Source organism: Candidatus Enterococcus murrayae (assembly GCF_017315985.1).
GTDB classification, from domain to species: Bacteria; Bacillota; Bacilli; order Lactobacillales; family Enterococcaceae; genus Enterococcus_A; species Enterococcus_A murrayae.
Genome location: NZ_JAFLVR010000042.1, coordinates 34,695 through 47,203 on the forward strand (window position 1 = coordinate 34,695; position 12,509 = coordinate 47,203).

The 12,509-nt window shown below is 35.2% G+C and carries 14 protein-coding genes; 13 read left to right on the forward strand and 1 reads right to left on the reverse strand.

The features are described 5' to 3' along the window. The first annotated feature begins 300 nt into the window (after positions 1-300). Positions 301-2,187 (forward strand): endonuclease MutS2, encoded by a 1,887-nt coding sequence (locus tag JZO85_RS16605; RefSeq protein ID WP_207109636.1) that lies wholly within the window; start codon positions 301-303, stop codon positions 2,185-2,187. Positions 2,188-2,227: 40 nt separating this feature from the next. Here JZO85_RS16605 and JZO85_RS16610 read toward each other — a convergent pair whose 3' ends face one another. Continuing rightward, entirely contained in the window at positions 2,228-4,327 is a 2,100-nt protein-coding gene (locus JZO85_RS16610) for an LTA synthase family protein (protein WP_207109637.1), read from the reverse strand. 344 nt (positions 4,328-4,671) lie between these two features. Between JZO85_RS16610 and JZO85_RS16615 the strand changes: the two genes are divergently transcribed. The 12 genes from JZO85_RS16615 to JZO85_RS16670 all read left to right on the forward strand — a co-directional run bounded on the left by JZO85_RS16615 (position 4,672) and on the right by JZO85_RS16670 (position 12,380). After that, complete coding sequence (locus JZO85_RS16615) at positions 4,672-5,400, forward strand: ankyrin repeat domain-containing protein (protein WP_347401804.1); 729 nt, start codon at positions 4,672-4,674, stop codon at positions 5,398-5,400. A gap of 434 nt (positions 5,401-5,834) precedes the next feature. Continuing rightward, entirely contained in the window at positions 5,835-5,993 is a 159-nt protein-coding gene (locus JZO85_RS16620) for a type II toxin-antitoxin system CcdA family antitoxin (RefSeq protein ID WP_207109638.1), read from the forward strand. 111 nt (positions 5,994-6,104) lie between these two features. Beyond that, positions 6,105-6,353, forward strand: a complete 249-nt coding sequence (locus JZO85_RS16625; protein ID WP_207109639.1) for a hypothetical protein — start codon at positions 6,105-6,107, stop codon at positions 6,351-6,353. 2 nt (positions 6,354-6,355) lie between these two features. Continuing rightward, the gene (locus JZO85_RS16630) at positions 6,356-6,631 is read left to right on the forward strand and encodes a hypothetical protein (protein ID WP_207109640.1); all 276 of its coding nucleotides are present in this window, start codon (positions 6,356-6,358) and stop codon (positions 6,629-6,631) included. After that, positions 6,592-7,134: a hypothetical protein gene (locus JZO85_RS16635; RefSeq protein ID WP_207109641.1), complete on the forward strand. Its 543-nt coding sequence runs from the start codon at positions 6,592-6,594 to the stop codon at positions 7,132-7,134. Before JZO85_RS16630 ends, JZO85_RS16635 begins: the two co-directional genes overlap by 40 nt. 20 nt (positions 7,135-7,154) lie before the next feature. Continuing rightward, positions 7,155-7,358 (forward strand): hypothetical protein, encoded by a 204-nt coding sequence (locus tag JZO85_RS16640; RefSeq protein ID WP_207109642.1) that lies wholly within the window; start codon positions 7,155-7,157, stop codon positions 7,356-7,358. A 57-nt stretch (positions 7,359-7,415) separates the two neighbouring features. Further along, a complete protein-coding gene (locus JZO85_RS16645) occupies positions 7,416-7,691 on the forward strand; it encodes a hypothetical protein (protein WP_207109643.1) in 276 nt (91 codons plus the stop codon). 59 nt (positions 7,692-7,750) lie between these two features. Beyond that, on the forward strand, positions 7,751-9,514 hold the full coding sequence (locus JZO85_RS16650) for a coiled-coil domain-containing protein (protein ID WP_207109644.1): 1,764 nt from the start codon (positions 7,751-7,753) through the stop codon (positions 9,512-9,514). Positions 9,515-9,861: 347 nt separating this feature from the next. Then, complete coding sequence (locus JZO85_RS16655) at positions 9,862-10,578, forward strand: ATPase (RefSeq protein WP_207109645.1); 717 nt, start codon at positions 9,862-9,864, stop codon at positions 10,576-10,578. Between the two features lie 391 nt (positions 10,579-10,969). Further along, the gene (locus JZO85_RS16660) at positions 10,970-11,152 is read left to right on the forward strand and encodes a hypothetical protein (RefSeq protein WP_207109646.1); all 183 of its coding nucleotides are present in this window, start codon (positions 10,970-10,972) and stop codon (positions 11,150-11,152) included. Then, positions 11,152-11,385: a hypothetical protein gene (locus JZO85_RS16665; RefSeq protein ID WP_207109647.1), complete on the forward strand. Its 234-nt coding sequence runs from the start codon at positions 11,152-11,154 to the stop codon at positions 11,383-11,385. Before JZO85_RS16660 ends, JZO85_RS16665 begins: the two co-directional genes overlap by 1 nt. 77 nt (positions 11,386-11,462) lie before the next feature. Next, positions 11,463-12,380: a rolling circle replication-associated protein gene (locus tag JZO85_RS16670; protein ID WP_207109648.1), complete on the forward strand. Its 918-nt coding sequence runs from the start codon at positions 11,463-11,465 to the stop codon at positions 12,378-12,380. Positions 12,381-12,509 lie beyond the last annotated feature (129 nt).

Sequence of the window (12,509 nt, forward strand, 5' to 3'; positions counted from 1 at the left end):
CTATTAACAAGGAAACTTAACAAAATTTATGAGGTGTCTTGGTGAGTGTAGTTATTTAATTTGGAGTAACTTGATAGCGAAAAAATGACTGTTTGTACAGGTTTATTTCGCATGCCAAATTAGATGCCTATCAAAGCTGATGAAATGATCATTCAAGCTGTGAAGAAGGAATCTTCACAGCTTTTTTTGTCGGTTAAATTTTTCGTAGTCTTAGTATATCTGAAGCAACTGCGATCACGATATTTTTGTTAAGTTCCCCCGGCCTCGATAGGTATCTTTTCATAACGAAAGGAAGAGACCATGAATAACGAAACATTTACAAAAACACAATTTAATGAAATTAAACAACAACTTAGCAGCTATGCAATCAGCAGTTTTGGTAAAAAGCTTATCGCCAATACTCAGCCGCATTCAAAATTATCAGTAGTAGAAAAAAGACTGACTGAGACGACTGAGGCGAAGCATCTGCTTGATAGCAATCTTCACGTTCCGTTTATGGGGCTGCAAAGTATCGAACATATAACCAATCAATTGGAAAAAGGATTTGTATTGACTCCACAGGAGCTTTTAGAATATGCGGACTTTTTACGCAGCCTACGTCTGATTAGACAATTTTTTGAGAAGAACCAAAGTATTGCTCCTTTATTGAATCGTTATGGACAAGGATTAAACGACTTCAATGAAATTGAAGAGGAAATTTATCAGGTTGTTCGCAATGGAAGAATTATTGATGATGCCAGTCGAGAACTACGACGAGCGCGGCGGGATATCGCAGAAACACAAGACAAGATCCAAGAATTACTGAAAAAATTTATTAGACAAAATAAAGAAAAATTGCAAGAGGCGATCATAACAAAACGTAATGATATTTTTACTGTACCGATTAAATCAGCTTATAAGAAGCAGATCAAAGGGACGATCGTTGAGCTTTCCAGTAAAGGAACGACCGCTTACATTGAACCTAGTAGCGTGAGTCGTTGGAATGAGCAATTGACTTACCACAAAATGGTTGAGGAATCAGAAGTTTATCAAATTTTAGCGACGTTGACAGGACTATTAGCAGAAGCCTTGCCGTTGATCCAACAAAATATTGAGATCATTGCCGAATTTGATCATATCTTTGCACGTGGAAAATTCAGCCGCGAGCTAAAGGGAGTCACGCCGAAAATAAATGCAGATGGCTATATCCATCTGGTATCAGCGACTCATCCACTGATCAACAATGCAGTGCCATTGGATTTAACTGTTGGTGAAGACTATCGTGGATTAACTATCACTGGACCAAACGCTGGCGGAAAGACCGTTGTATTAAAAACTGTTGCACTTATGAGTTTAATGACAATGATCGGTTTACAGATTCCTGCTAAGGAGGGAACTGAAATTGCGATCTTTGACCAGATCTTTGTGGATATCGGAGATGCTCAAAGTATCGAAAATGCTCTAAGTACTTTTTCTGGTCATATGCAAAATATCTCTGAGATTCTTCGACAAACGCATAAGAACAGTTTGATTTTATTAGATGAATTAGGCAGCGGGACTGAACCAAATGAAGGAGCAGCCTTAGCGATTGCGATTATGGAAGAGTTTTATCAAAAAGGCAGTATTTTGATTACTACGACGCATTATGGTGAAATCAAACGATTTGCAGAACAGCATCCGGATTTCATTACTGCAGCAATGGACTTTGATGCAGAACATCTAACGCCAAAATATCGGTTAATGATCGGGCAAACTGGTGAAAGCAATGCGCTGTGGATTGCGAAGAAAATGGCGATTTCGGATCAAATTATTGCCAAAGCGCAGAATTATTTCACGGATCGCAACTATAGCGTTGAGAAAAAAATTTTTAAGAAGAGAGTACCAAAGCCTACCACAGCAGCTGTTGAAATGACCTATTATAAAGGGGACAAAGTCTTTTTGCTTGAGCAGCAAAAGTCTGCGCTGATCTATCAAGAAATTCCCTTCAGCGACAAGGTGACTGTTTTCCTTGAGGATGCCTTTCTTGAGGTTCCTAAACGTCGAATCAAGCTTGAATATCGAGCAACTGAGCTTTATCCAGCCGATTATGACTTGGACAATCTATTTGAAGACTTCCACACACGTAAAGAACGTAGAGACATTGATCGCGGTTCAAAAAAGGCACAACGTAAGCTAAGAAAAGAAGCAATGCAAAGAAGACAAGATTAAAAAAACTCCTCCAGTCAGAAAAACTGGGGGAGGTTTCGTTTTATTCATATTGCTGATAGGTCTTCGTCTTATATAATCCAACGGTTGATTTTTGATTATTCTCGCTATATAAACTTGAAGACTGTGACCCTTTTTGTCGTTCAATTTCTTCTAGTCGAGCCTTTTGATCACGATAGTCAAAGGAGCTTGGGTTGATCGTGTCTAATCCACTATCCTGATAGTATCTGAGGAGGTCCCCATTTGTAATTTTGTCAGAAGTGATCAATTGCTGGTCGACCTCTTGATTTAATTCAATGAAGAATTGCTCCTGTTCAGGTGTTGGTTCGCTGATAACTTGGGCTGTCAGATTATCATACATTTTACCGCCATAGAAAGTATATTGCGGAGTAACAAAATCGCCATCTCGAAAAGCAACAACCTGTTTATGTTCCGATGAGAACAAATCTTGTCCAAGCTGCAAATATTTCTTTGAATCGATACCTAACAAATGTAATAGAGTAGGAAGGGCGTCGACTTGTCCGCCGTAGGTATGGTTGATTCCGCCGTTTGTTGCACCAGGGACATGAATCATGAAAGGAACCCGCTGTAATTGAGCATTGTCATAATCAGTCCAAGAGTCGGAATCCTTACCCAGCAATGGGGCTAACTCCTTATTACGTGTGTTAGAGATGCCGTAGTGATCGCCGTATAGTACAAAGACGGAGTTGTCATAAAGACCGCTAGCTTTCATATAATCAAAAAATTCTTTTAATGCAGTATCTAAATAATTGGCTGTCGCAAAGTAACCGTTAATTGTTTCATCCTTTGTATTTGCCACGGGGAATCCATCCTCTTCATTTTTAAAACGAGAATAAGGATAATGGTTCGATACAGTAATGAACTTCGCATAAAAAGGCTGCTGCAGATGTTCCAAGTATTGGACAGATTGATTTAGGAATGGTTTGTCATGCATCCCATATTGAAACGAGTTATCATCATTGATGTCATAATAAGACGAATCAAAGAAATATTCAAAACCTAGATGTTTATATGTTTTATCCCGATTCCAGAACGAAGCTGAATGACCATGGAACACGGCTGATGTATAGCCAGCTTTTTGCTTCAAAATATTTGGTGCGGCTTCAAAGGTATTTTTATCGCCCATCTGAGTAAACAGCGCCCCTTGGTTCAAGCCAAACAGGGAATTTTCCATCAATGTTTCAGCATCAGAAGTTTTACCAGCTTTTACCTGATGGAAAAAGTTATCAAAGCTATAGGTACTTTCTCCGTGATACAAGTCATTTAGAAACGGAGTTACGGTATGGTTCACACCATTCTCATCAGTTAATTGGTAATCGATCAAAAATTGCTGGAAGCTTTCTAAATGAATATAGACAACATTTTTTCCTTTGGCAATGCCAAACATGGAATCGTTTGGCTGCGCATAATGATCTTTAACGTAACTTTCCACTTCTTTTAGATCATTCGGACTTGCTTCCGCTCGAATTTGGTTATTTTGATAGGTTTGGTAACTATCATATAACGTAAAGGCATTTACCCCTAAATATTTCACTAGATACTCACGGGAAAATTGCCGGCTCAATAAGCCGGAACGATCAATCTCCGCCAAAAAAATATTTCCGCTGCCGATCAAAAGTGATAGAGCAGACAAGGCGGCAGCTTGACGAAAGCGGGGATACTTATTATCAACAGCAATTTTCTTTTTGAATAATAAAGCAGGCAAAAGAAACAGGTCGACAATATAAAAAACATCATACCAGCGAAATAATCTTACAGCGCTTTCGCCTAATCCAGTTGAAACTTGACCAGCTCCAAGCATTGTGTTGATCGTAATAAAATCAGTAAACTCGCGATAATAGACGGCATTTGAAAAGAGCCAAATCGTCAATAAGGCATAAATAATAAATAATGTTCCATAAGCAGCTTTGGAGCGTTTGATGAATAGACCAATGCTAAGCAGCAGCATTGAAACGCTTAAAGGATTAATGATTAAAATAAATAATTGCATAGGACTTTGGATGCCTAAATGAAAGTCAACAATATATGCAAACATATTTTTCAGCCAAAGCAAAGCAATCAGCAGACTGAAAAAACCAATTCGTGTTTTGATAAAACTACTATATTTTTTTAAATGAGACATTTTCATGCTCCTTAGATTTATTTTCCATATCCTTCAATAGTTTATCGGTTTTTTAGATGAAGGTCAAACTGACATAAAGTAAAAATGCTGATATACCAATATCTAGATAAGATTTTAATCCGAATATTAATAATTCTTAATAAACAGACAGCTACACGTATTTAAATCAGAAGCACTTAAGACAATGAAATCTGTCCTTGATGGTATAATGTGCAGAAATAATACTTAGTACAAGAGATGGTTCTAGTGGAAATCGAGCTATAAATATAGAGGAGGGTAAACATGAAAAAATAATTGCTGTATTATTTTTCTTATTTATTTTGGGCGGTTGTCAATCAAAGCCGGTGACTAATGAAGCTGTCACTCCGTCAAAAAACTCTGAAAAAAGAACGCTTACTGAAGTTTCAACTGGAGCCAGCGCCAGCACAGAAGCGTCTAGCACAAAACAAACACAGGAGAATAAAAATAGAACTATTGCTCCAGGCGCTTTAATCCAAGCAGTTTCATCAAATGATTCAGCAAAAGTAACCGAAATTCTGAAAGCAAAAACATATTCGATCGATGAAGTGAACGAAAAGGGCGAAACACCACTATTGATTGCGGTTCACAACAACCAAATTGAAATAGCTAAGAAATTGATCAACGCTGGAGCAAATGTCAATCAACAAGACAATATCGAGGATAGTCCATATTTATACGCGGGTGCAGAAGGCAGGACAGAAATCTTAACATACATGTTGGCTCATAGCACGCCAGATCAGTCGATAACTAATCGCTTTGGCGGAAATGCATTGATACCAGCAGCTGAAAAAGGCCATCTGGATAATGTAAAGCTGCTATTAAATGATGGACATACAAATATTAATCACCAGAATGATTATGGTTATACAGCGTTGATCGAAGCAGTTGCGTTAAGAGATGGTTCACAAGTTTATCAAAATATTGTCGCAGAACTATTGAAGCATGGCGCTGATCCTAATATTATAGATAATTATGGTAAAACAGCGAAAGATTACGCAGATGAACTTGGATATACAAATATTTCTAAGATGCTGCAAGAAAACCAATCGTAAACGACAAACACTGTAAGTTAAAAAATAAACAACGGAGACTGAAAATCGTCTCCGTTAAAACGCTTGGAAGTCATTAATTTTGAGAAAGATGCTCTGAAAAAGCAACATTGTTGATATTTAAGAGCGTGAAGATTACCAGAACAGGAGATTAATAAGATGTTATTAAGTGAAGTTAAATTTTTTATTTTAGTTTACATAATATACATGCAATCAATGGTTTAGACCTGTCAAGCAACACAAAAAAGGTATTCGAAAATTCTTACGAATCCGAATACCTAGGGAAAATATCCTACAAAGAATATAACCTATCTAGACAATAGGATTATATAAAAATGTTTGGTGTTTGTAAAGTCGACTCGCCCACGACTTTTTAGCCTGTGTTATAATATGTCTTAATCAAAAACGTATTTTATTTTTAAGGGGGCATGTTATTTATGGGTAGAAAAAAACTGGAGATAAAACGTATGAATACAAACGTTACTATTAGACAAGATTTAAAAGAAGAAGCAAAACGGTTCAATATAAACTTAAGTCAACTATTAGAAAAGGCAATCATTCAAAAATTGTCTGAAATCGAAAAAAAAGATTCTTAAATTTAATTATGCGCGTTTTTATAAGCTTGCTACGGCAGGCTTTTTTTGTTATCCTGATTACGAAATAACCATGCGCGTGTTTATTTTCAGATGATCAAAAGGAGATAATCTATGTTTATTTCTGTTTCTGAATTTAAGTTCTTGAGTTTGATTGAAAGAAATATGCATGATCGTATATATCGAATGATTACGGTTCAAGATTGTGAGACAAAGAGGGAACTAACCTTTGTTATTAATCGTTTTATTGAAATTCCTAAATTTAGAAAATATGAAAAAATTATTTTGGAGATTCACCTTACAATGCGTGGCAGAAAAGCAGTTCCGATCATTAAACAAATCAAGAGAAAAGAGGATGAATGAGAATGTTTACAAATGACACAGATTTAATCTATTTAGGAGTTCGTCAAGGAATGAGTAAAGCAGGACACCCCTACCAAGTATTAATTGTTGCTGATCCTGCAAAATATGAGAATTTTGAGTATTTTATTGGTGACGGTATCCAATTACCACCGCTAGAGGTAAATGAAAAAGTAGTAATTACCTTACAAATGACAAAACGTGGTTTTAACAATGTTCCACAGCTCATGGGGGTACACAAATGGACGGAAGCGAAACATCAGCAACCTCAGAAAGCCTAGACAACGAGATTCTAAATGAGCTAAAAACCTTGAACAAAAATGCATATGAATTATTTTCCTTAATTAAAGCTCGTGAAGATGATCGTTTAAAGGATAAAGAAGCACAAGCCACAAAAGATTCCGAGCAAGTCACCTTAGATTCCGAGCAGGCTGTTAAAACGGCTGAGTCCCTAGAAGAAAATCGAGCTCAACAGGAAGCGGATAAGCTTCTTGAGAAGCAAAGACATGAAGAATTGGTCAAAGAGTTGAAAAAGACCAATGAAGCAGTAACGAAGTTAGAAACGTCGGAATCAGAGGAAGATGTTTTAACAGAGATTAAATCTGTAAATGAAAACCTTCAGACTATGATTGGATATCAAGACGATACTGTATTGTTTCAAGAAAACTCTTTTTCGCTTGGAACGCTAGCGTTCGCTGGATTTATCTTGTGCATTGGCGCCTATGCATTGTTAATATTTGGCCGCTTTATAAGTTCCAAGATAACAAATAAAATATTCAGATAAAAAATAGAGGAGGATTTTCAATGAATTATCTCGTTGTTGGTTCTACAATGCCAGCATTTCCAACGATTGATTTGAGTGATCAAATTAATTGGTTTGTTAATGGAGTAACAGGAATTATGTCTAGTAATGCTGGAGCGATTATTGTGGCGGGTGTAGTTATTGCCGCGTTTGGTGGGGCAATTTTCTTCGTTCGAAGATTTGCGAAAAAAGCTGTAAAAGGTTAAATGTTAAAGGCTAGGCTTATCATAGCCTAGTCTTTTTTTATGAAAGGAAGGAAAGATATGACAATAAAAAAAGTCATTAAAGTAATCGGTACAGTTTTTTTATTCTTTATCTTAGCAGTTCTAGTCTACGTGTTTACGCCGATTCTAGCTCTGCTGATGGTATCACTACAATCAATGACAGCGGTTCTGATAGATTTAGCGATTCTATTAGCGTTTCTAGCGATAATCAAGTTGCTAATTCAAGTGATAACAGGGAAAAAGATCAAGATACCAACGATTCAGTTCCTGAAAAACAAGATACCACAAATGAAGAAAAAGACTCAATCGGAATAGTAGCATTTGCTGATACTGTAAACGATCGTTTAACCAATCTGGAATCAAAATTAAATCTATTGAAGTCTGATTTTAATTTACTGATTTTAAAGGTTGATGCTAACAAGAGATCAGCGACAGATGGGATTAACCATGCGAATGATCGAATTGATCGGATTAATTCACGTTTAAGTACCACTGAAATAATTCAGAATTTAGTATTAGAACGGACAAATGAATTATATCGATTGCATAATACACAACAGACTTCTCTTGATAGTCACAGTGCAAATATAAAACAGATATACGGTTTAATAAATGATCAGGGCGCTGTGCTTGGCAGACATACTAATTCAATCAATCAACTGTATCAATTAAGAAATGAACACCAAGCAATTCTGGAACGTCATTCGGAATCATTAAATTCTGCTGGTCTAAAAATTAGTGAATTGTACCGTTTGAATGATGATCAGGGCGTTGTACTTGGCAAACATACTAATTCGATTAATCAACTGTATCAATTAAGAAATGAACACCAAGCAATTCTGGAACGTCATTCGGAATCATTAAATTCTGCTGGTTCAAAAATAAGTGAATTGTATCAACTCCATAATTTGCAACAGGGATCACTTGATTCGCATTCTAAACTTATAAATAGTCACACTGAAAAATTGAATACAAATCAGGCTCAAATTTCCCAGTTATATCAGCTTCACAATACCCAACAGGATTCGCTTGATTCTCATTCTGCATTATTAACAGGTCATTCAGCTAGTATTTTACAGCTATATCAGCTTCATAATGCCCAACAGGAATCTATTGATAAGTTAAAAGCAGAACTTTTAGGAGTGGTCGCTGCGATAGTGAAAGCTAGTAGCGATAATGTCGGCTTATGGGACGCTGAACACTATGACGGTGGTTCAATTAGCGAGAAAGACGGAAAAGCAGTAAGACTGTTTAAAAATCAATTTCAAGAGTCAAGATCGCATTTTGCTTTAATCATGAAACATTATTTTGATATGAACGATAAAGAGAGTGCTATTTATCGTCTCAGATATTCAATTGTGGCTGGTTTTGAAGAAACTAAGGAGTTAATGACTGAATGGTTTGTAATCTTCTTAGAAAGCCAAAATACGACAAATAAGCTATTGAAAGTAGTTTCCGATTGGTTGCAAATGCAACATGGACAATTAGATACTATTCACAATGATCTAGTTTATCTCTTGTCGTCACAAAATGTGATTAATACAAATTTGAGCACAATTATTAGATATCTAGCTTTGCAGGAAGAACATTTTAAAACAGTTGAACTGTATGCCCAATTTATTATCTCATGGTTAGCTGATATCTATGAAAAGATTGGAACTGAAGATAGCAGTGGTTGGATTAGGGAATTAATTCAAACTATTGGCAGCATTCTTGAAACGGCAATTAAAACTTTAGGAAGTGTTTTGGAAACTGCAATCAATGAAGTTACTAGGGCTTTGAAGGAAGTCTTATCTTTCCTTGAAAATTTATTAGACAAAATAATTCATTTGATAGTTCCTGAAAATTTAGATTTCATGCAAAAAAAGTTTGATTCAACAGGAGAAACTATAAAATCAAAATTTCCATTTATTTTTGGTTGGATTGATAGTTTTAAGAGTTTGTTTGGTGGTCAAGCAAAAGTTGAAGACCAAAACTTTGATTTAAACGGCATGTTTGAAGGAGAAGTAAAATTGCCTTTTTCAAAGTTAAACGATTTTGCACCTTATATCAGAGGTTTTGTCACTGGATTTGTCTTACTAGGCTTCTTAATTGACATGTATCATTGGTTTCATTCTAGGGGCGAGGTGATCGAATGATAATAGAGTTATTGTTTGATCTACTTTTCGGTGTCATTGATTTCATTATAGGATTGATACCGTCATTCGATTTCGATTTTAATCTTGGTTACATTGGCGAGTTAGGGAAATTTTTCAGATATATAGATATTTTGATCGACGTAAAAGTGATTTTAATGATAATTTCAGTAGTTGTCATTCGAGATAATTTCGTATTCTTAAAAAATATTTTTATGGCGATAGTTAAAAAAATTCCCTTTATAAATTAAGCAGGAGCTGAGGCTCGCGGACGCGCGAGTGTCAGCTCGCTTATTTAAAAGTATATTTAAACTCTGCCAAAAAAAGTTTTTTAAGGGAGGTATTATTCGATGAAATTACTAAAATTCATTAAATGGAAGTTCATTGATCTATATAGATATTATCAATTACTAAAAGAAGGAAAAAAGCCTTTCAACGAGTATGGATTAAGGCTGTATTCTGGCGTACAAGGGTCTGGGAAAACTATGTCAATGGTTAAAGATTTGATTAATTATAGAGAACAATATTCGAAGCTATTGATTGCTACAAATTTTGGATATAAAGACGAAGATTTTGCATTAACTAGCTTAGCTGAATTGCCTACGATCGCCAAAATAGCTCGTGAAAATGGGTATTGTGGTGTAGTGATCGGATGGGATGAAATTCAAAACGATTTTGATAATCAAACGAGATCATTCCCGATCACAATTTTACGAACGATTACGCAACAGCGTAAACAAGGAATAAAAATACTAGCAACTAGCCAAGTTTTCACGAGGGTTGCAAAAGCTATTAGGGAGCAAACGTTTGAAGTTGTATCCTGTAAAACAGTTTGGGGACGTTGGACTTTTGAAAGATACTATGACCCAATTGAGTATGAGTATTTTATTGCTAATCCTGATAAGAAAAATAAAATGATTTGCTGGAGAAAAAAGAATTTTATTCAAACCGATGAAATTCGAGAATCATATGATAGTTATGCTGTGATCGATTCTTTAGATACCCGTGTAGAAGAAGATGAAAAGGTAATACAAGCCTTTTTCAATCGTTCGGAAATTTCACAGTAAACCTTGTGAGATCTTCTTTCTTTCAACTGGTTAAATTATTAATAATACGAACAAAATTTAATCCAGGTAATAGAATTCGTTCGCTTTTAGGAGGGTTAAGTAATGCAATTTTATGAATTTTGTTGCTATTGGACGGTTGTAATGATTATGGTGATCGCAGGCGTAGCAATCTATGAAAAACGATAAATTCATGATTTGTCAAAATAAGGAGGGGCTTATCCTTATTTTTATGAATCATCTACCGGAGACGCCGAGGTGGGGCGTTCAAACCTCGGTTTGAAAATAACCTATATAATCTATAATTAATAAAAATAGTCATTAATGTCTTGTGTTTGATTTTTCTAGGTGCTACACTCTTACCTATAGTGGTGTTGTACTAGGAGGTGAGAAGTTGACTATTGCAAAAGATAAAGTAAGAAAAACTGTAACATTTGATCCTGAAGTCTATGAATATCTTGGAAAGCGTGCAAAAGAACAAGAAAAACAGGTTAACGGTAAAGTATATATTGCCACCATTATTGATGAATTAGTTAGAAATGATATGAAAATTCGGAAAATTTTTGGAGGTCAATAATGACGATTGTGGAAAGTGATTTACTTAAGGTTGGTTTTGCGTTAGAAGCTATTTTATTAATTACACTGATTTTAATTTTACAGTTTATCGTTACAAGTGGCAGGATAAGGAAAGATCCTTTTTCAAAAAAGGGCAAAAGTAAGTTTAGTTTATACCTAGCAGCAATTCTTATTATAGTTGCTATGCTACTTGTTTTCTTAGGTGTTATTAAGGGTGCTACTTGGAGTTTTTAGGACTTTTCTTCTAACTTGATTGTAGCACGGAGTTAGAGTAAAAAAGTGGAATTAGACGCTTGGGAATGGGGTTTTATATGTATTATAAAATTATCCGTTCTGGTGACGTTTTAGAAGTCTATGAAATGGACAACACACCTATTAATCCTTATGAACGTTTGACTGAAAAAAGGCGAGAACTTTTTGATTCGGTCTGCAATTTCATGGCAAATGGACAAAATGAGCTTGCTCAGATGTTTATTGAAGAATTGCTAGACCTTGACCCAGCTCTTAACAAGGAAAAAAGAGAAATTGAAAGATTACAGCAAGGTATATCAGAATACGACAGAAAAGAAGCGCGGTTGGCTCAGACATTAAGAGACGCTAGAAACACGCTCAGAAGGCTTGCAATCAATAACTTCCCGAATAACAAAAGCACGTTTGTTACGTTAACCGTTGCAAAGAATTCGGACGATATTGATTACTATGATGAAAAAGTAAAGCAGTTCATTCGAAAACTTCGAAAGGACTACGGTAAATTGCATTACGTTGGAGTTAGAGAATTTCAAAAACGTGGTGCAATTCATTATCACTTGTTAATAAATTATCCATTTATCAAAGGCTTTTCTGAAACTGAAATCAGAAAAAGTGAAGTATATTTTAAAAATCACTATTGGAAACAAGGTTTTGTTGATCTTAAATCGATTGAGCATGTTGATAATGTCGGTGCGTATATATCTAAGTACATGACTAAAGATATGCAAGATAAACGTTTAATCGGTCGTAAAAGCTATTTATGTTCAAGAGGTTTAAAACGCTCGGAAGTCATTACTTTTGAGAAAGATGCTTTAATAAAGCAACATTACTGTTATTTAAAGGAACAAGGAATGTCTGAACCTGAGATAGATAAATTGTTATTAAATGAAGATGAATTTTTTTATTCTAGTTTACATAATATACATTATACCAAGTTACATTGGAATAATGTCAGTCTAAAACATTCAGTTTTAAACTGACAATCGTTCGTAACTTAATCCATAGTATTATGTTCTGATTTATCCATATAATAAGACTATTGTTTATTTTATTCTTTTTATCAATATAAGAATCGTTTTAAAAATTTCCAAAAGCTTCTTAGATGAAAT